This window comes from Wolbachia endosymbiont of Laodelphax striatellus, from assembly GCF_007115015.1.
Classification (GTDB): Bacteria; Pseudomonadota; Alphaproteobacteria; order Rickettsiales; family Anaplasmataceae; genus Wolbachia.
Genome location: NZ_MUIX01000001.1, coordinates 358,536 through 379,037, shown reverse-complemented (window position 1 = coordinate 379,037; position 20,502 = coordinate 358,536). Strand labels below are relative to the sequence as shown.

General features: G+C 34.3%; 17 protein-coding genes and 3 pseudogenes. 13 read left to right on the top strand and 7 right to left on the bottom strand.

Features of this window, described 5'->3' with window-relative positions:
* Nucleotides 1–64: 64 nt before the first annotated feature.
* The 3 genes from tnpA to recG all read right to left on the bottom strand — a co-directional run bounded on the left by tnpA (nucleotide 65) and on the right by recG (nucleotide 3,258).
* Complete coding sequence (gene tnpA / locus BVG17_RS01740) at nucleotides 65–499, bottom strand: IS200/IS605 family transposase (RefSeq protein WP_143688837.1); 435 nt, start codon at nucleotides 497–499, stop codon at nucleotides 65–67.
* A 212-nt stretch (nucleotides 500–711) separates the two neighbouring features.
* Entirely contained in the window at nucleotides 712–930 is a 219-nt protein-coding gene (locus BVG17_RS01735) for a hypothetical protein (RefSeq protein WP_241654129.1), read from the bottom strand.
* A 306-nt stretch (nucleotides 931–1,236) separates the two neighbouring features.
* A complete protein-coding gene (gene recG / locus BVG17_RS01730; RefSeq protein WP_063630531.1) occupies nucleotides 1,237–3,258 on the bottom strand; it encodes an ATP-dependent DNA helicase RecG in 2,022 nt (673 codons plus the stop codon).
* Nucleotides 3,259–3,405: 147 nt separating this feature from the next.
* Here recG and BVG17_RS01725 point away from each other — a divergent pair, with 147 nt between their 5' ends.
* Nucleotides 3,406–4,377 (top strand): hypothetical protein, encoded by a 972-nt coding sequence (locus tag BVG17_RS01725; protein WP_063630529.1) that lies wholly within the window; start codon nucleotides 3,406–3,408, stop codon nucleotides 4,375–4,377.
* A 371-nt stretch (nucleotides 4,378–4,748) separates the two neighbouring features.
* Here the strand turns inward: BVG17_RS01725 and BVG17_RS01720 are convergent, their stop codons facing one another.
* Complete coding sequence (locus BVG17_RS01720) at nucleotides 4,749–4,997, bottom strand: hypothetical protein (RefSeq protein WP_006013054.1); 249 nt, start codon at nucleotides 4,995–4,997, stop codon at nucleotides 4,749–4,751.
* 487 nt (nucleotides 4,998–5,484) lie between these two features.
* Between BVG17_RS01720 and BVG17_RS09960 the strand changes: the two genes are divergently transcribed.
* From BVG17_RS09960 to BVG17_RS01710, 3 genes are all read left to right on the top strand, one after another.
* On the top strand, nucleotides 5,485–5,607 hold the full coding sequence (locus BVG17_RS09960) for a hypothetical protein (RefSeq protein WP_255447004.1): 123 nt from the start codon (nucleotides 5,485–5,487) through the stop codon (nucleotides 5,605–5,607).
* Nucleotides 5,608–5,650: 43 nt separating this feature from the next.
* Nucleotides 5,651–6,877: a group II intron reverse transcriptase/maturase gene (ltrA, locus tag BVG17_RS01715; RefSeq protein WP_143688717.1), complete on the top strand. Its 1,227-nt coding sequence runs from the start codon at nucleotides 5,651–5,653 to the stop codon at nucleotides 6,875–6,877.
* 381 nt (nucleotides 6,878–7,258) lie between these two features.
* On the top strand, nucleotides 7,259–7,696 hold the full coding sequence (locus BVG17_RS01710; protein ID WP_241654128.1) for a hypothetical protein: 438 nt from the start codon (nucleotides 7,259–7,261) through the stop codon (nucleotides 7,694–7,696).
* 231 nt (nucleotides 7,697–7,927) lie between these two features.
* Here BVG17_RS01710 and BVG17_RS01705 read toward each other — a convergent pair.
* A pseudogene (locus BVG17_RS01705) lies at nucleotides 7,928–8,945 on the bottom strand (IS110 family RNA-guided transposase).
* A gap of 203 nt (nucleotides 8,946–9,148) precedes the next feature.
* On the opposite strand from BVG17_RS01705, the gene BVG17_RS08660 reads away from it, so the two are divergent.
* The 4 genes from BVG17_RS08660 to BVG17_RS10350 all read left to right on the top strand — a co-directional run bounded on the left by BVG17_RS08660 (nucleotide 9,149) and on the right by BVG17_RS10350 (nucleotide 12,097).
* Entirely contained in the window at nucleotides 9,149–9,301 is a 153-nt protein-coding gene (locus tag BVG17_RS08660; protein WP_157072278.1) for a hypothetical protein, read from the top strand.
* A 220-nt stretch (nucleotides 9,302–9,521) separates the two neighbouring features.
* Nucleotides 9,522–10,748 carry a tRNA (N(6)-L-threonylcarbamoyladenosine(37)-C(2))-methylthiotransferase MtaB gene (gene mtaB / locus BVG17_RS01695; RefSeq protein ID WP_063631175.1) on the top strand — a complete coding sequence of 409 codons (1,227 nt, stop codon included), beginning with the start codon at nucleotides 9,522–9,524 and terminating at the stop codon, nucleotides 10,746–10,748.
* Between the two features lie 59 nt (nucleotides 10,749–10,807).
* On the top strand, nucleotides 10,808–11,743 hold the full coding sequence (locus BVG17_RS01690; protein ID WP_063631176.1) for an outer membrane protein: 936 nt from the start codon (nucleotides 10,808–10,810) through the stop codon (nucleotides 11,741–11,743).
* A 267-nt stretch (nucleotides 11,744–12,010) separates the two neighbouring features.
* Nucleotides 12,011–12,097, top strand: a complete 87-nt coding sequence (locus tag BVG17_RS10350) for a transposase family protein (RefSeq protein ID WP_410543222.1) — start codon at nucleotides 12,011–12,013, stop codon at nucleotides 12,095–12,097.
* A gap of 169 nt (nucleotides 12,098–12,266) precedes the next feature.
* Here BVG17_RS10350 and BVG17_RS01680 read toward each other — a convergent pair.
* Together BVG17_RS01680 and secA are read right to left on the bottom strand one after the other, a co-directional pair.
* Nucleotides 12,267–12,944 (bottom strand): annotated as a pseudogene (locus tag BVG17_RS01680) (transposase).
* Between the two features lie 375 nt (nucleotides 12,945–13,319).
* Entirely contained in the window at nucleotides 13,320–15,971 is a 2,652-nt protein-coding gene (gene secA / locus BVG17_RS01675; RefSeq protein ID WP_063631177.1) for a preprotein translocase subunit SecA, read from the bottom strand.
* Nucleotides 15,972–16,196: 225 nt separating this feature from the next.
* On the opposite strand from secA, the gene BVG17_RS01670 reads away from it, so the two are divergent.
* The 5 genes and pseudogenes from BVG17_RS01670 to BVG17_RS01650 all read left to right on the top strand — a co-directional run bounded on the left by BVG17_RS01670 (nucleotide 16,197) and on the right by BVG17_RS01650 (nucleotide 20,299).
* The gene (locus tag BVG17_RS01670) at nucleotides 16,197–16,514 is read left to right on the top strand and encodes a hypothetical protein (RefSeq protein WP_162848916.1); all 318 of its coding nucleotides are present in this window, start codon (nucleotides 16,197–16,199) and stop codon (nucleotides 16,512–16,514) included.
* A gap of 40 nt (nucleotides 16,515–16,554) precedes the next feature.
* A pseudogene (locus BVG17_RS01665) lies at nucleotides 16,555–17,388 on the top strand (IS5 family transposase).
* Between the two features lie 36 nt (nucleotides 17,389–17,424).
* Entirely contained in the window at nucleotides 17,425–18,060 is a 636-nt protein-coding gene (locus BVG17_RS01660) for a hypothetical protein (protein ID WP_241654127.1), read from the top strand.
* A gap of 174 nt (nucleotides 18,061–18,234) precedes the next feature.
* On the top strand, nucleotides 18,235–19,038 hold the full coding sequence (locus tag BVG17_RS01655) for a hypothetical protein (RefSeq protein WP_007302848.1): 804 nt from the start codon (nucleotides 18,235–18,237) through the stop codon (nucleotides 19,036–19,038).
* 100 nt (nucleotides 19,039–19,138) lie between these two features.
* Nucleotides 19,139–20,299 (top strand): porin, encoded by a 1,161-nt coding sequence (locus tag BVG17_RS01650; RefSeq protein WP_007302847.1) that lies wholly within the window; start codon nucleotides 19,139–19,141, stop codon nucleotides 20,297–20,299.
* Nucleotides 20,300–20,502: the final 203 nt, after the last annotated feature.

The window sequence follows — 20,502 nt, the reverse complement described above, 5'->3', positions numbered from 1 at the left end:
TATATCCAAAAACATAAATTTAAAGAACTCAACAACCATCACCTACAAGGTGAAGGGTTAAATTTCAATCAATTTGAAATTGATCATTGTCATGAAGTGGCTCGCCTTCCTGGATAGATATGTACTCTTGTATAACCTCGTCTGTGATTGTACCAGAACTTACGGCTAAATATCCACGTGCCCAAAGGTGCCTGCCCCAAAATTGCTTCCTTAGACTTACAAAATCTTGCATAAGCAACCTTGAACTTGTTCCTTTCAAAAGTTGTACAATTTTACTAACACTTTGCTGTGGTTTATATGATATAAACATATGAATATGATCTACTGCAACTTTGCCTGAGATAATTTGGATCTCATTTTCCATAGTAACCTGCCTTAGCAGCTCCCTAACTCTAATAGCAATTTGGCCTATTAGCACCCTTTTGCGATATTTGGGAATCCATACCAAGTGTACTTTCATATCGTACTTAGAGTGTGCATTATAACCATAACGTCGCATACGCGACTATTGTAACTTGTCCTTCGCCTCAAGGCGAGACAATCCCCGAAGGGGGACACTAAGTGATATTTTCTCAATAAATTTACTGACATTGATATGGGTAAATTTGCAATAGCTATTGGGAATGTTCAAAAAAGTGAGTCAAACCAAAAAAAAGTAATAAATTAATATAAAAAAATGTAGGTTTGATTCACTTTTTTGAACATTCCACCCTAAGCCCTCTTGAGCTTGAGAATTTTTTCTATATATAGGCTGAGCATGAATGATATCTGATCATCAATTATGCAAATCTGGATCTTGTTGTGCATACTTAAGTCATTTTGCCAAAATTCCCTTTTTGCATCACCTTTTAAACCTCTTATGTATACTTCTGTAATTGTGGTAAATTTTTGATCATTGGCAGCCACTTCTCCACACTGCCTTCCATACATATTCTCAACTTCTTCTCGCTTTTACTGTGTATTCCTTTTGTGCTCTTTAAAACGGTACCTTCTATATATATATTTATTGTCATTAGGCTAAGTTACCGCTTTTTTTCCATTTTTATACTTCCTGCCCTTGATTAATTTGACCTGCTAACATTTTGTTTACAGGGCCTGCTATTAACTCTGCACAATTTATTCTTATGGTAAAAACTTCTTCTTCACTCTTATTTTTCCTTAACTTGACGCATATGGTTTGTTAAATACTCCCGTCTGTCAAGGAATTTCTACTCATGAAGGTTATGGCTTGGAAGATTACTGAAATTTTGAAAAATGTAGTCTACTTCTATATTCAAATATATCAAGCAGTAATTCAAAATTAGCTATTGTACCTTTTGCACTATTATATGCAAGGTTGAGCAATTCTCTGTCCTCATATAAATCAGCAAATTTAAACTCCATGCACCCTGATTGTTTTGTGCCTAGAATATCTCCGCTACCCCTCAGCATCATATCCTTTTCAGCAATATAAAATCCATCTTGTGACTCACACATAATCTTTAACTTTGAATACGAACTTTTACTGAGATTGTCATATAACAGTACACAAAAAGACGGTTTATCTCCTCGTCCTACTCTACCTCTTAACTGATGTAATTGCGATAACCCGAACTGCTCTGCATTCTCTATAATCATAATAGTTGCATCTGGCACATCTATACCAACTTCTATCACAGTGGTTGCAACAAGCAGAGAAAATTCATTCCTCTTGAAGGAAAACATCACTTGATCTTTCTGCTCTTGAGTTAGTTTTCCGTGTATTATTCCAACTCTATCAAAAAATGTCTTTTGTAGTTCCTGAAAGCGCATTTCTGCTGCGGCAATATTGAGTTCTTCGTTTTCTTCTATATATGGACAAATCCAATATGCTTTTTCGCCTCTATTTATAGCATCTTTCAGTCTTTGAATAATATCTGGTACTTTTTTAACGTTCATAATAACGGTTTTTATTGGCAATCTAAATTTTGGTTTTTCCCTTAAAATAGAACATTCAACATCACCATACATAGCTTGCTGCAAGGTTCTTGGAATGGGAGTTGCAGTAACAAAAAGTATATCGGTATTTTCTCCTTTTCCTACCAACCGATTCCTCTGTATCACTCCAAATCGCTGTTGTTCGTCTATGACTGCGAGTCCTAAATTTTTAAATGTAACGTTGGCTTGAAATAATGCATGAGTACCAATTACTATATTTAAAATACCACTTGCAAGTTCGTTCATAATAATCTTTCTTTCCTTGCGCGCAGTTTTACCAGTAAGCAAAGCAACTTTTATATCAGTACAAGATAGAGCTTCTTCGATCCAATTATAATGTTGCTCCGCTAAGATAGTGGTTGGTGCCATTAAAGCTGCTTGCATGTTATTTTCTACCACATTCAGCATCGCAAAGAGTGCAACTACAGTTTTGCCACTCCCAACGTCACCTTGTAGCAGACTTACCATGCGGTATCTGGATTTTTGTCTTTCTGAGATTTCATCTATCGCTCGAATTTGATCATTTGTTAATTGGAACGGTAATTCATTTAAGACCTGCTCTTTGTATTTACTCAATATTATAAATTCTTTTCCCTCTTTTTTTACATGATTTTCCCTTGCAAGCTTTAGTGCCAACTGGTACGCAAATAGCTCATCATAAGCAAGTCTTTCTTTGCAAACTTCTGCTTCTACGAGTGAGCTCGGTCTGTGCAATCTTATGATGCTTTCTTTCCAATTCAGCCATTTCTTTTGCTTGATTAATGTTTCATCTATCCACTCTGGCAAATCAGGCAAATCTTTTAGATTAGAACTTATTATGTTTCTAATGCTCTTGTTAGTAATACCGCGACATAATTGGTAAATTGGCTCTATGCAGGCTATTTCTTTAAATTGATTGATATCAGATAACATATAATCTGGGTGAGTAATTTGCCAATGTTCGGCAAACTTTTCAAGTTTACCACTGATGACTATATCTGTTCCAACTGGAAATAATTTATACAAATATTTAACTGAGTAATTAAAAAAAACTATAAATAAATACTGACTTTCACTTTCAACGATTATTTTATATGGCCTACCTCTAACAGTGGGGCACTGGTGCTCATACACTTTTGCCACAAAAGTTGTAAATTCTCCCACTTGAGCGTTAGGTAGTGATTTACTTCTATCCACATAACTGAGCGGCCTATGAAACAGCAAGTCCATTACTCTGTCTCCACCGCAAAGTTTAGGCAATATTGCGGAATGGAACTTAGGTATATTCTCCAGCCTGCTATTTAGAAAAATCTGATTGCTCATTGAGATTCATACATGTGTAAAACTGTTATAGAGCCTTACTAAAATCCTGTCACCCTATTATGACTGTCTATGTTAAGTATATTATTGACATATTAACTATTTTTATGTATTATTATACTATCAGCAATTCATATCAAAGTATTAACAATGAACAACTCTATACAGGAAAAAAATGAAAATCCAGTCGTTACACTCAAAGCTCAGGCAGAAAAGTTTGATTTTAGCAAATTAAGGGCTGATAAAAATAATCAGTTAGCAATCACTGGAAAGCAGATGTATGACGATTTTCGAAGAATGAGGTTTGTTATTAACAGCAAAAGTCTAGACGAAAATTTAATTGGTGCATTGATAGATGGAGTCGATCAAAATAATAATTTTGATGAAGTTTGGGATAGACATTATAAAAAGCAAGAGATACCTGGCAATAAAAAAACCGACCAATATAAAGAGGAGTTTGAAAGGTTTTACAATCTAGGTAAAGGGTACACTCATCTATTACCAAAAAAAGGAGATAAAAACGAGAATTATCACCCAATTGCAAAAGAAATTTTTAAGGAAATGTTTAAATATGCTGAAGCGCAAATCCCAAGCGATCCTCTCTTAGAGGAATTGGTTACCAACTGTAACCAACTTGGTTATGATGGTAATTTATCTTTTCATGTTGATACACCTGCGTTGGCAAGCCACAACCTCGTAACTGGGGTTCTCAAGAAAACAATAAATATTAATTGCACTGAATCAAGTTATACAAAAATTGAATCTAAAATGTCTATATCTGTATTAGATCCTAACAATACAAGGAAATATGCAAACTCACAAGATGCAGCTATAGATACTATACAAAGTTCAATCAAATTCACACTTCAGTCTCAAGATGGAAAAGATGACGTGATATATAAAGATGGTAAATTGTCACTTACTGTGCCCCGAAAATTGAGAGATTATAAAACTGATGGCAGAAGTTTATTTGATATCATTAAAGAGTATTTCTATAAATTTTGCGAGAAGTTAGGATTTAAGTTTGAAGTAGAAATAGAGCATGATTTAGGTGATCCGATGAGCTACCTCGAAGAGGTAGCTCTGCCCATTCATAGCAATGAACACGAAAATACACCCTAAAACTAACAATTAAAATATCTCAAGTTCTGTTAGCTTATTTGCATAGTCAGTTGTACTAGACGCAACTTAATCTGACAGAAAAACTAATGTCAATCTCTATGTTTGATGCTACTAATATTTTTCTAAAAAGCAATATGCTTGCTATCAAGAAAAGTCTGCATAGCAATATTTACTAAATGAGGCCTTGTCTCAATTCCTAAATATAGCTGTGATTTTCTGGTTTATCATAGCCCATATCAGTCAAAATGCGCGATAATAGCACCATCAAAGAAAGATATATTAAAAAGATTAGCGGCAGTAATTGCAGTTTTCTCTGTTTGCCATAGCAACTCTTGAGTAGGTATCAATAATAATGATAATCTATATATCTGCTATAAAACCTCGAGATCCGTAGAATAGGGCTGACTAAGGTTCTCATACATTCCTGTATGCTGAGAACATAAAAGCTCTTTTGATTCTATTCCTAAATCCTCAAGTATTTGCTCCTGTTCAGCTATAAGTTCTAATAGCCCTGTTCCACTTTCACTTACTTCACTTCGTTCAAGACACATAAGTTCTGTTAACTCTGCTATGTCTTCTCTAGAAAGCTGATTTTTTTCAGAAAAAGTTGCTTCATTCATATGGTCCTCTTTTTGATATTAAAGAGTATCTTATACAAGAGAATAACTAAAATAATCTAAACTCTTGTGTCATATTTGTAGCTTGGTGTAGTTATATGGTACATTTCAGGTGTGCCGTAGAGACACAAAGAATGCTTAAAAATGAGCAAACTAAGTGCAAAGCTGCACAATAGATGAGGGTGGGCCCCTCGAAGTCGGTTTGCAAGAATAGGCTTCAAACAGCCATAAGCTGCTGTGGTAAAGAGCTATGGTAGTGAGCGTTATGGAAAAGGTGCAATTATGCATCATGTGTAAAATAGAGAGGCGAATGAAAATGAACCACTGATGAAGTGTCGAAATTCCAAAGACGACGTCAAAACCATGGGCTCTTGAATCTCTTGGGATAAACCTATCAGGAACTTGTTTACTGGATAGGTGGCGTCCGGCATAGAGGTGGCGTGAATCTATTTTAGGCTATTGTGTGGAACTGCGGGAACCTGTCGTTTCGATGATAAGGGAGAAATTCGAGGAGCTAAACTCTAAGGATGAGAGTACCGATGCGGAAAACAGGGGCGGATCGGCTCGTAGTAGTGAAGAAGTTTCTGTAATGGAAATGGAGCGAAGGGGCTGAGTTATTTAGTTTTAATTATTTATCAACCGAAAGGGAGGAGTTAATGAATAAAACAAAGTCTTTTGATATACCGAAGCAACTTATTTGGAGAGCTTATAAACAAGTATCGAAAAATAAAGGTGCTGCAGGTGTAGATGAGGTTTCGATAACAAAGTTTGAGGAAAATCTAAAAGATAATCTGTACAAACTATGGAATCGGATGTCATCCGGAAGTTATTTTCCAGAGCCAGTAAAAGCTGTGGCAATACCGAAGGATACGGGAGGAGGACAAAGAATTTTAGGTGTTCCTTCAGTATTCGACAGGATAGGGCAAACGGCAGCTTCTATGTATCTTGAGCCGCTAGTAGAGCCAAAATTCCACGAGGATTCATATGGTTATAGACCGAATAAATCTGCACTGGATGCGGTAGATACAGCACGCAAGAGATGCTGGAGGTACGATTGGACGATAGATCTTGATATAACCGGATTTTTCGACAATCTGGATCACGAATTAGTTTTACAAGCTATCAAGAAACATACAAACTGCAAATGGGTCATACTGTATGTTGAGAGGTGGATGAAAGCCCCTATTCAACAAGCAGATGGCACTAGGGAAGTGAGGAATAAGGGAGTTCCGCAAGGAGGTTCTGTAAGCCCAATCATTTCTAACATATTTATGCATCATGCGTTTGATATGTGGATGAGGCAAAACTACCCCACAATACCATTTGAAAGGTATGTTGATGATGCAATACTGCACTGCAAAACTAAGAGACAGGCAGACTTTATGAGAGTAAAGATTGAAGAAAGATTGGCTGAGTATAAGCTAAAGTTGCATCCTGAAAAGACACGGATAGTGTACTGTAAGAATAGCAACAGGAAGAATACATTTCCTATACAAAGCTTTGATTTTCTAGGATATACCTTTAGACCTAGAGGAGCAAAGAGCAAAATAGGGGAATATTTTGTTGGATTTCTACCTGCAATTAGCAATAAGGCCAAGAAAAAGATCACTCAAACCATAAGGTCATGGAAAATACATAGATTTACAGGAAAGAAGTTGGAGGAAATATCAAAGGAAGTAAATCCAATAGTCAGAGGCTGGTGTCAGTATTATGGCAGGTTTTACCAAACGGAGATGTATAAACTTCTTAATAATGTAGAGCGGCATCTAGAAAAGTGGGTAAGTAAGAAATATCTGATTGGAAAAAGACTAGCAAGGAAACTTCTAGGAAAAATGAGAACAGAAAATCCGAATACTTTTTACCACTGGAGGTTGGTATGGTAATCAAAGTACTGAATAATGGGAGCTGTGTGAATCGAGAGGTTCATGCACAGTTCTGTGAGGGGCTGGTGGGGAAGTTCCACTGGTCTACTCGACTAAGAGTACTGATTATCTAATTGTAGGAGAAGACCTAGTCAAAATATAAAAAAGCAGTGGAATTGGGGGTGGTAAATTTTAGATGAAGATCAGTGGAATAAAGTGGTAAATTCAGAAGTGTCTGAATAACTGTGTGAACTAAGTTCGGAGGAGAATAGTATCAAGAAAGGAGAAAATTATGTGGTTTTACCTTTATTGATGTATTAATTGAGAAGAGTTCTTAAAAGTTAATGTTTTGTTAGTTGTTTCATACTAAAATAGGCATATATAAATAATTAGGAGAATGTTATGCGGTCTAATTCCAATTCACTTAATAAATACGGATATGTATCTGATGCAAATGGATTGTCTCACCAAGAAATGGGAATGTATGATGATTTAGGAAGATATGAAGTTGCTGATGAAGATATGATGTACCAAAAAAACTATGGTATTATTGGTGATAGTTTAAAAAAAGTAACAAATATGACTGGAGATACAGCAAAGAGTATAGCAGATTACCTTATTAAACCTGTTAGTGATCAGGTTGCAAAACAAATCGTTGTTCCATTAGGAACAGAGATTATAAGTAAAATTGTCGTACCTATTACAAAGAAAGTTGCAGAACAAAATCAAGACATGATAAAAGAGCTAACAGATAAACTCATGGTTCGCGTGGAAGATTTTGCTCGGTTACAAATAGAAAAATTAAAAGAAGACGTGAAGCAAGAGATACCGTCTTGTTAGTCAACATAAAAATTTCCTAAATTGCATCATAAAACCAAAAAAAATACTTCCAATTCACAATCTGTGTAGCAGTACACAGATTATAGTTAGTGTATATGTTGATAAGTAAATTTCTGCTGTTGTGTATATGTAAAATCAATTTACTTATCAACATACACACTAACCAGCAACATTAAATAAATTTGTGTAAGATACTATTTCACATAAGATGTGATGGAGCACTTTTTGACTTTAAACTTCAGCTAATCTTCTAGCCTTATAATTCTTGATATGATCTGGATCAAAAGCCTTCCTTGAACTTAAAACACCAAAAACTATATGGAGTAACTTGCGCATTGCAGCTCCTACAATGGCCATGTTATGCTTGCCTTTCTCTTTTAACCTCTTACAAAAAGTCATAATAATAGGATTATGCTTTTTAGATACTATAGCAGGAAAATACATTGCCTTACGTAATGTTTGTGAACCTGATTTACTTAATCTGGGCTTGGCATATACAGATGAACCTGATGTTATATTCCGTGGTATAGTTCCAGCATATGATGCCAATTGCCTGGCATTTATAAAAACTTTTATATCAGAAATTTCAGCTAAAATAGCTACTGCTGATTCCTTTCCTATGCCTGGAACAGTTAATAGTAGCTGAAAATCTTCCAACAATTCTTTGTGTTGTTTTAATAGTTCATGTATGGAGTTTTTTATTGTTTCTATTGATTGCTCTATGTTCACTGAAAGATTTTCCCAAACATTTACAACTTTTTCAGGCAGTCTCTCTCTCTTTCTTTTCTAAATGATTATTTACTAATGTTAATTCATTTTTTAACGCAGCTGAACAACGATAAAGATGTTTTAATTTTTTCTTTTCAGAAGAAGGTGGTGTCCAACGTGTAGGTTCCTGTCTTTGACAATAATCTGCTATAATCTCTGCATCGCTCTGATCATTCTTTTGTCGCACAAGCTTACTCCTTGCATAAGATTTTATGCAATAAGGATTTACTACACTAACAAAATATCCAGCATTGTGTAGAAATTCAGCCAAAGCTTCACTATAACAACCTGTAGCTTCCATACAGATTGTTACTTGCTCCACATTATGTTTTTGTAAAAAATCAAGTAGACCTTGAAACCCAGAATCATCGTTTTTAAAATTCCTTTTCTTAGTTTCGCGTTTCCCTTTTTTACTTATGAAAGAAAGAAAAACATCAAAGCGATCTTTTGATATGTCTATACCTAAAAAGTTGTTGATCATTTATAACTCCATACGTTACCATTTAAAATGAAAAGTAAGGCTAACCTTGTGCATACAGAATTAGAACCATTTAGGTCTTTCTAAGATACCGTCCAACCTCTACTTTTGAGAAGGGAACTCTTTTCTCTTGGACAGATTTTATATCTAAGATAACACCCAGAGTTCTTCCCTTCTCCACCTAATGCTTAAGCTTAAAACATTAGATGCTTTTTTCAAGATACAAGATAACATCAATACCAGGTAAAGTTTTAGAGAAGATAAAACCTTCTTCATGGCTTCCATGGAAAGCAGAAAGTTTGGATGAAGCTTATTCTGACACTTATGTAACAAATGATATAGATGAATTTGCATGGTAGAGCTTCAAGGTTTAGCAAAATGTTTTTTGGTTTATATTCGCTTGAGGTTAACATCATTGGCCTTAAGCATTTTTTTAATGCTAAATGATCTTACTGTATATCTACAAATTCTTCCTGTGATTTTCAACTCTAGAGGTTATGCTTAAATTATAATATCTACCAAAAAAATAGTCATTTTGCTTGGATATTTGATATAATTTAGATCTATTAAAGCAAAAGCATGAATGAAGTAATAACATTTGGTTGTCGTCTAAATTTCTACGAGAGTGAGTTAATCAAAGAAGCATTAAAAAAAGCAAAGAGAGAAAATGTTGTTGTGGTGCATAGCTGTGCAGTGACAAATGAAGCAGAACGTCAAGTAAAGCAAAAAATACGTAAGATCTATAAGAATGACCCAAGTAAAGAAATTATTGTAGTTGGTTGTGCCGTTCAATTAGATCCTAAATCATATAGTGATATTCCTGGTGTAAGTAAAGTGCTAGGTAATCAAGACAAGCTAAGAGCTGAAAATTATCTACTAAATAATGATGAAACCTTAGTCAGTGATAACCAAGTAGAACCTATTCTCATTAATGGATTTGAAGATAAATCAAGGGCATTTATTGAAATTCAAAATGGTTGTAATCATAGCTGCACATTTTGTTCAATTACTGAGGCAAGAGGGAATAATCGATCTGTGCCAGTAAACAATATTATAGAGCAAATTAAGATTTTTATAGAAAATGGGTATCAAGAAGTGGTGTTTACAGGTGTTGATATTACTGACTTTGGTACAGATTTGTTTGGTAAGCAATCACTTGGTTCGATGGTTAGGAGAGTTTTAAAGGATATACCACAGTTAAAGAGACTAAGACTTTCCTCTATTGATGTTGCTGAAGTTGATGATGAACTAATGGATTTAATAGCTAATGAGTCAAGACTTATGCCTCACTTACACTTGAGTCTACAGTCTGGTAATAATTTAATACTAAAGAGAATGAAACGTCGTCACAATAGAGAACAAGTGATAGAATTTTATCATAAAATGAAGAGCTTAAGACCTAATATAGCATTTGGCGCTGATATTATTGCTGGATTTCCAACAGAAACTGATGAAATGTTTCAGGATACAGTTGATTTACTGAAAAAAATAAATGTAGTTTATCTACATGCTTTTCCATATTCAGAGCGGAAAAACACACCTGCTGCACGGATGCCACAAATACCAGAGAATGTACGTAAAGAACGAGTAAAGCATCTAAGAGAAATAAATGAAGAAATGATGAGCAGTTTTTATCAATCTTTGCTCGGCACTGAGCAAAGCGTTTTGGTTGAGCAGAATAATATTGGTAGAACAGAAAATTTTGCATTAATAAAACTTACATCAAGAGTTCAAGCTAAAAGTATTGTGAAAGCTCATGTTAAAGGAATAGAAAATAATTGTTTAATTGGAAATATTATTTCTTAATTTTTGTACATTAAAGGAATATATGATATAGTAGTTATACTATAAGTGATAATTCATTTATGATAATTAGAATATCTATTGCTTTATTTTTCATCTTCATTCCGTGTGTCTATTTTTTTATTACTTACATCAGTAACAATACACACATTGAGCAAGTACAACCGTTAAAATTAGAAACAGATAATAATGAAAGTGTAATACGTTCTGAAGAGGTTGCTGAAAGAGAAATACCAATAAAATATCAAGAACTTAAAAGTAGTTCACCTTCTATTTTCCAAGCAGCTGGTCAGAAAAATATGTGGCCAAGTGTTGCAGATCAAGCTGAACCTACAAAGGAAAAATCAAAAAAACTTGATTTCTATGTTAGTGCTAACGGTGGTAAGATATACAATGATAATTCAGAAACATTTGTAAAGGGTATAAAGGAAATAGGAAAAAGGTTTATTAATTTAATCAATGCAGATGATTCTACTTGGCTAACAGATCCGGTGTCAATGCTTGCCAAGATTTTTTTAGTAAGTGAAATTGAGAGTATACAGAAGTTTAAGGGTGAAATTAATTTTCAGTGGCTTGGAAGTGTATCTTTAGGTTACTATGCCGGAGAAAATGGCCGAGTTGATTTTGAAGCCATGTATTCTATAGCCGATATTGAAGATAGTAATGCTCCCCCGTTATTTGATAAATCAGCAATCGTATTTGCGTTTTTATTCAACTTTTTTTATAGCCCCAATATTCAAAATACGCAATTTGCTCCGTACTTTGGACTTGGTATAGGACCAACAGTTTTTAGATTAAAAAAGATTAATGGATCACCAGAAAATTCAATGCCACTGAATGTTCCTTGGTTTGCTTATCAAATAAAGCTTGGTGTTGACTACTCAATAATCCCAGAAGTTAAAACCTTTCTCGGCTATCGTTATTTTAGCATTCCGATACCTGTTGCAGACGATATATCCACTCATAATATTGAAGTTGGCTTGATGTTTAATTTTTAGTAATAATATCTGTTCAAGGGCATCTGAAGCAAAAGTGGTCAGTGCTTCTTTTCTTGCCATTAGACTTCTTGGATAACTTAAGAAACACGTAGTAGAAGCAATATTAGGGAAGTTATAAATTTTGAGCAGGTAAGTAAACTTGATGAAGAGAAGCTTCGAAGACTAACAGCAGTAAAAAGAAAAACATTGGAAAAATAATAGAAATTTTAATAGAGGAAGAGGCCAAGAAAAAGGCAAGAGGAGGAAAACCAAATAAACAAGGCATGTTTGTTAATAGCAGTAGAATATTTGCGTAAATACCGTACATATTTCCATATAGCACAAAGCTATGGAATAAGTGAAAGTGATTGCTAACGGCTGGATAGAAGATGCATTGATAAAACATTCAGATTTCAGGAAGATAAAGAGCTATTAAAGTCAAATGTAGAATACGAGATTTTAGTAATAGATGGCCCTATAGAGAGAGAGCAAAAGAGACTTAGGAAAAAAGCTTGGAATTTCATTCCAGCATATATAGCTCTTCTCATAATAGTGGGAACAAGTGAAGAAAAGCAGAATCGATAGCCTGGCGAAAAGATTTAAAAAGAGGACCGGCCCTATTTTTTGTAGCAAACCAATGATGCTCAATGTTTGTCCAGGCTGTAAAATTGGTGCAAGAAATTGCTCGAACCAGCTATTAAAAACCTCTGTATCACAATAGCCTTTGAAGGTCATGGGTGCAACGATTTTTCCCTTATTTAAAACTGAATCATGCTAACTCTCTGAGTTTTCTTACCTGATTTCAGTGCATTCTCCCTTTCTGCAATATCCGTATTTCTGTATTGTCTATATCAGATTCATCAATATATACCAAATTTTTAGGGGACTTTGCCGATATGATTTTTAAAAATTCAGCTTGTTTTTCTTCGTTTCTTTCTTTATATCCATAAGTCTTTTTTTGCGTGTAAATCCAATTTTTTTTAAGCTCTATGAATAGTTTGACGACTTATATTGCCACAGCACCTCTGATTGTCTTTTACTACCGTGTTTTTTTATAAATTCTGCAAACGCATTCCGATCGGTGATTTTATGATTATGCCCTCTATTTCCTAGTTTCTTTGATTCCTGTTTCTTTCCGCCTTTTCTCCCATTTGTACAATGTTACTCTACCGATTTTGAACCTCTTTGCTACTGCTGTTTTACTTTCTCCTTCATCCAACACCTAAATGGCTTTTTTCCTTAAGTCATAACTATACGCTGCTGGCATTTTTACCTTCTTGTTACACCTCGTTCCTACCATTATGAGAAGAGCTATAAATATTCAGAAACAGCAAAATTTTTACTAGAATGTAGCACAGATCCATCATTTATTCATATGCCTAAAGCAAAGAAGGCAGGAGTCATTGCAGGTGTTACAGTTGCTATTGGGTTTCTAATAGCACTTGTTTACGCTACTTTTACTTTTAGTAGTGGATATTAGTATAGTATCTGCACTAATTAATCAGTGGAATTTACTATGAGGTTGCGTATAGAGTATCAGAGTGCTCATTGAGTAGCAAGTTAGATGATATTAGCAGCTATAATGTGCTTGCAATAGCTAATTCAATACAGTAACCGCGCCATGGCAGTGTTTGTATTTTTTCCCGGATTTACAAGGGCACTTATCGTTTCTTGAAACTTCTGGAAGTCTGCTATTTTTAGCAGAGCGTGACCTATTGCCTATTTCTTGGTTATCTGCCAACTTAAAGTGCGCTAGGCGGTGAATGGTAAGCTCCCCCCACTTTTCAAGCATCGACTCAAACATTAAGAAAGCTTCGCGTTTAAATTCATTCAGTGGGTCTTTTTGCCCCATAGCACGCAAATTTATGCTTTGTCTTAGGCTCTCTAAGACCGAAAGGTGCTCCCTCCATAAATGATCAAGTGTCATGATCATCACTTGTTTCACTATCGTATTCCACAAATCTGTAGTTTGTTGACTATTGAAATATTTTTCTTTCTCAGTAAAAAATTCTTGTATCTTGTCATTTATATAATCCAAGGCTTCTTGTTTATTCAAAAACTCTGCTAGATTAAGCGTTATCCCGTATCTTATGTGGAATTCTTTTGCAATATCTTCAACATAATCTTCGTAATAACCACTTTGTACTATACCTTCTATTATATCCTCATTTACTTCACTATATACTTCAACTAAATCATTGATTTCATTGTTTAAAATATGATTTCTCTGCTTAAAAATAACCTTACGTTGATTGTTGATTACATCATCAAACTTTAGCAAAGACTTCCGCACATCATAATTTCTAACTTCAACTTTCTTCTGTGCTTTCTCAAGTGCTTTATTAATCCATGGATGATGAATAGCCTCGTTGTTCTTTAGTCCCACTCTTTGCAAAAAATTCCTCATTCTATCAGAACCAAATATCCTCATTAAATCATCTTCAAGTGATAAAAAGAACTTAGAAAGTCCAGGGTCACCCTGGCGGCCAGAACGTCCACGTAATTGATCATCTATTCTCCTGCTTTCATGCCTTTCGGTTCCAATAACACATAAGCCACCAGCTTTTATAGCAATTTCCTTATCTTTTTTTACTCTTTCGACTATTTCTTGATATTTTTTTTCTCTTTCATCAACATTTTTTATTTTCTCGAGCTCTACCTTTGCAATCATTTCAGCATTTCCACCAAGCTGAATATCAGTTCCACGTCCTGCCATATTAGTTGCTATAGTAATGCTTCCTGGTACTCCAGCTTGAGCTATTATGTATGCCTCTTGTTCATGATAGCGAGCATTCAATACTGAATGCTTAAGAGAATAGCTTTGCAAAAGCGCAGAAAGTTTTTCAGAGTTTTCAATACTTACCGTACCAACAAGGACTGGTTGTAGGCGTTTGTGGCATTCCTCTATGAACTTCAATACAGCACTAAATTTTTCTTTTTCTGTGCCATAAATTTCATCGTCAACATCTATTCTTTTAACAGACACATTAGTTGGAATTTTTACTACATTTAATCTATATATATCACGAAACTCCTCTGCCTCTGTTACTGCTGTTCCTGTCATACCAGAAAGTTTGTTGTACATACGAAAGTAGTTCTGAAATGTGACTGATGCTAAAGTTTGACTTTCATGCTGAATTTCAAGATTCTCCTTTGCCTCCAGTGCCTGGTGAAGACCATCAGAATATCTCCTACCTTCCATCATGCGCCCAGTAAACTCATCAATAATTACCACCTTACCGTTTTTCACTATATAATCTTTATCAGCAGTAAACAGCTTATGTGCACGAAGTGCTTGATCTATATAATGAGTCAGTATAATATTGCTAGTATCATAGAGCGAGGAATTTTCAGGAATGAGGTTATACGATTTTAGTAATTCCTCCACTCGTGAAATGCCATTTTCAGTGAGGAACACTGCTCTACTCTTTTCATCGACTTCATAGTCAGAATCAACTAATTTGATTACTATTTTATTGATATGCTTATATATCTGATTATTTTCCTCAAGTGGGCCAGAAATAATGAGCGGAGTACGCGCTTCATCAATCAGTATAGAGTCTACTTCGTCTACTATCGCGTAATTGAAGCCTCTCTGAACCATATCTTCTTGAGAAAATTTCATATTATCTCGTAGATAATCAAAGGCAAGTTCATTATTTGTTGAGTATACGATATCTGCGCTATAAGCCTTTTTTCTCTCGTCGTCTGTCAAATTATTTGTAATAAATGCAACAGAAACTCCAAGAGAATTATATAATTTACTCATCCACTCTGTATCTCGTTTTGCAAGATAGTCGTTAACAGTTACGACGTGCACACCTTTTCCTTCTAAAGAATTTAGATACGCAGCTAAAGTTGCGACGAGTGTCTTTCCTTCTCCTGTTTTCATTTCTGATATCATGCCATTATGGAGAACCATGCCACCAATTAGCTGAACGTCGAAATGCCTCATGTTAAGGAATCTTCGTGATGCTTCTCGTACAACCGCAAATGCAGGTACGAGAAGGTCATTTAGTGTTTTTCCATTTTTCAGTTCTTGTTTTAATTCCGCAGTTTTACTAGCAAGATTCTCATCAGATAAGCTCTGCATTTCTTGCTCTAGCGCATTAATCTGCTGAGCAATTTTTCTGAAGGATTTTATTATCTTCTTGTTCGTTGATCCAAATATCCTTTTTATAAAAAAAAGTGACAACGTAAAGATGAAGAATATAAGAATAGTTGTTAAAACTAACGTAGAGTCTGGCATAAACTTAGGTAAAGTTTTATTTAATATGAGATTATATTACTAAACGTAACCTGCGGCAATTAGATTCAGAAAATCTTTATTTACAAACTAAGGAAAAGATTCTTGCAGATGAAATGTAAAAGAGTCTATTTATTTTATTAAATATTATAATTAATAATTAAACTTTCTTGATAAATTATTAAAATAGTGTTAAGCTACATGTATAAAACGGTTAGTGGAGTTACAATGTTAAGCAATATTATAAAAGTAAAATTAGAGGAAAATAGTTGCTCTGTTAAAGAATTAGAAGAATTCTTTGCTCAAATGCAATTTGGTACAAAATGGTTTAAAGATTCTTCAATAAAATTACTTTGCCAAAGATATTATAAATGTGGCGATAAATGGAAAATTTCTTTTACCCTAACTCTACCAAGAGAAGCAGTACCTAATTCTTTCGCTTTGAATCTTTTATCTTTGCTTAGTAAGGGAAATGAGCTGGCTTTACCTATTATATTAAAATACCTTTCTTGCAGAACTGTATTTAAGAGGTTGTCCGGAAACTAGTAAAAGGCTATGATATTTGAAATTTTAGTATGGGGTAAAGATGAGAAAAAAGTATCCAACAGATCTAAGTGAAAGGGAGTGGGCACAAATAGAGAAGTACTTCAGAGTATCATACAAAAAAGGAGGAAGACCGCCAAAATATAGTAAAAGAAAAATGTTAGAGGGAATTTTCTATATATTGCGTACAGGGTGCCAATGGCGGTATTTACCAAATGATTTTCCGCTATGGAAGACTGTATATGAGCAGTTTAGGCAATGGAAGAAACAGAGGATTTTTGAGAAAATGAACTATGATATCACTAAATATAGTAGGTCAAAAATGGGAAGAAATGAAGAGCCGAGCGGATGCATAGTGGACAGTCAGTCGGTAAAAACCACGGAAAAAGGGGGATCAAAGGTTATGATGGTGCAAAAAAGGTAAAGGGGGAGAAAAAGACATATAATCACAGATACTCAAGGATTTGTGCTTGGTTGCTATGTAGGAGCTGCAAGCGAAAATGACAGAGATGGGGTGAAGATGGCATTGGACAATATGAAGAAAAAATACAGCAATATTAAGAAAATGTGGGCTGATATGGGGTACCAAGGAAAAGATTTAAAAACCCATATAGAGGAGGAATATGGGATAGACATTGAAATTGTGAAAAGGCCTCCATGTAGGTTTTGGGTGCATAAAGATACACCACTAGAACTATTGCCACAACGGGATCCTAGATTTTCAGTACAGCCGAGAAGGTGGGTGGTAGAGAGGACTTTTGCTTGGATCAATAGAAATAGAAGACTATCAAAGGAGTACGATTTACTTACAACATCTACTGAAAGTTTCATATATCTGGCTATGAGTAAAGTTATGTTAAGTAGGAAATATGCTTGAGTTTACTAGTTTCCGGACAACCTCTTAGACGTTCAATTGAAGCAGCGGTATAAAAAATACTATTCGTTAATAGATAATGAGATTGAAGAGTTAAAGACTCAAATTTTAAAAGAACTAGAAGATTATATTAGCAATACTAACGTTAATAAAATGTATCGAAGCCTTAATAATAAAAAGAAAAACGAAAAATCATTAAAAGAAGTAGCGTTAGGATCTTGTTCATTGGGTGGAATTTGCTTGTTAATATTTTTTTCACTTGGTTTTTTTATTTTTTTAGCAACAACCATTGACCCACCTGCTCATATGAGTATGTATAAAGTAAAGGTTTTTAGGTGTATAGGAGCTTCACCTTTAGTTTTTGCATCATTAGCACTCACAGTAGCAGGTGTAGCTTACTTAACAAGTTGTTATCTAAATCATAGTTTTACAAAAGAAATACAAGACTATATAGAGCAACCAGTAAAATGTATGGATAAAGCAACTAATAATAAAGAATCAGACAATTTTCCTTCTGACAATTATGAAAAAGTACAACCTTCAGCACCGCTTGAGGAACTACTACCTTCATACGAGGAATCGTGTTCATCACCACCGTCATACGAAGAATCGTGTCACAGTAGTTTAGGTTATATTCAACCATCTAATCCAATACAGCAAAATCAGTTGTTGTGATGAAGGTATTAAAGAAAACAAGCAAAATTACATTTGTAATTTTGCTTCCTTTATCATCACTTAGAAATAGCTGGTTATGTTATGCTTGCCTATACTTGATTAAGTATATCAATAGGTAAATAAATCTTAATACAACTTTATTATACTGGTAAATACATTTTATAGAATGAAAGCATGGAAGATTTTATAACGGCAAGAAGGAAAGATGATGCTGTGATATCTGTTTCTCAGGATAATGAGAAAAAAAACGTGTTAATCTTGGGACTCAATCAAGCAGCAAGGAATTTATTAAAATGTGAAGAAGGGAATTTACTTAATAAGCCGTTAATCAATATTTTAAGTGCAAGAGCAGCTGAAGATATGAAAAGCTATTTGGAGTATACTGAAGATGGGCGCGATTTGCCCGATATATTGCCAAAAGTGATAGGCTTTTCTTTAATCGACGCTAAAGGAGAAGATATAAAAACAAAGGTAAAAGTTTTTCGCACAACGCAATTTACTAATAGCAAGATTAATTATGAGCTATTGATACGTGACATTAGCCTGTTTCATAAGCTAGCAATGTTTAGGGATAAATATCTGATGGGTAAGAAATATAGAAAACACAACTTGTTTGATATACCAGACAATGATTCAACGATTTTGGAGTTATATGTCATATTGAATTTTGCCTTTGAATATCAAATTAATGCAGTTATAGGAATAATAGGTTTAAACAGCAGTTGTAATAAGGAAAATGATACACTAAAAATTATCATAGAACATTTTTATAAAAATTGCCGTAGTGATGATTTTTTAGGATGTATTGATGAGAATAAGGTACTTTTTATTTTGATGAACTGTGATGCAAATAACACATCTAAAATAGTTAATCGTATACATTCTTCCATTAACAAGCAGTTATTAAAGCGAAAACTATCAAGCATATCAATTATTTATGGAAATATAATTCAAAAACATAGTGTGAAGAATGCTTAAACGCTTTTGTCATTAATTGGTTTGTAGTATCTAAGTTCTACACAATATAAGGATTGTTTTTTATTTCTGTTAAGCTTATATTAAGAATTTAAGCTTACCTATGAGGTTACTAATCACACTATTTTTATCATTACTTGTGGGAGGAAGTGCTAACGCTAGGGTAATTCTGGATAAGGAGATGTTTTATGTAGAACTAGATGGAAAAGTAGATTTAAGATTTGGCTACGCTTTCAATAAAGATTCTTTTAGCTCTACAAAAGACAAGACCTCAAGCTATTCAGACCTGCGCTTTCTTTATTTGCAGCAAGTTTATCCAAATACACAACTGGGGTTTAATGTTAAGGTAGGAGTTTCTGGTATTGCAAACTTAAAGGCACTAGACATAGAAAAGTTAGAAATGGAGAAGTGGTATTTTATCATAAAGAACCAGGAATTTGGATCAATTGAATATGGTAAAGGAAGTTTAGTTAGTCAGAGTATGTTAATTAACACTTCAAAAATTTACACAGCTGCCGGAGGAATAAATGGTCATTGGACAAATTACTCAAATTTGCGCGGTAATGAAAAAAAAGATAATGATCCTGGGTATGATAAAGATGAGGTATTTTGGGTAAAACCCAATATTTACAGCGACTATAATGGACTAGAGCTGAAGTTAAAACAGCCAACGATAAACTATATTTCTCCTGAAATCTATAACTTTCAACTTGGACTCAGTTATGTTCCAGGAAAAAATAATTTGCAATATAACAATCTAATAGCCGCTGGTCTTTCCTATAAAAATGGCTTATCAGATGAAATAAATTTTACTACTGCTTTTACTGGTGAGTTTGCAAGAGAAAATTTAACTGATTGCTCGGATGGTACTTCTGAAAATTATAAATGCCGTAATCAATTGCTACACTGGAATTTTGGCTTGAAGCTAAAACTTTTTGAACTTGATTGCATTTTTTCGTACGGTAATGGCGGTAAATCTGGTGAGAAACGTAGTCCTGAAACAAGTAATATGAATTATATAAATGCAGGTGTTGCTTATCATTCTGATTCTCGTAAAGTGAGCTTAACATATTTTAGTAGTAGCAGGGATATTGTAGGCAAAGGTACAAACGAATTAACATCACAGGCTTTCAGTCTTGAATATCCATTAGCTCTTGGCACTTCATACTACTTCGATATTGTAAAATTTAGTACCAAAGAACCTGAAATCGAAAGTAATAACTCCGGGTATGTGCTTTTGGCTGGGCTGAAGCTAAGTTTTTAATGAAATAAACGGTGTATAAGTGTTGTAATGTGGTAAATAATGAGAGTAAAATTGAATTGTTAATATATGTGCTATTTGATATTATAAAAATAACTATTACATAAGATTTTCAATAAAAAGACATTCTGTTACTAATCCAAGTGTAGGAGAAAACGGTTATTAATTAGCAAACCGAACCCTTCAGTAAGCGCATCTCTTCAGGT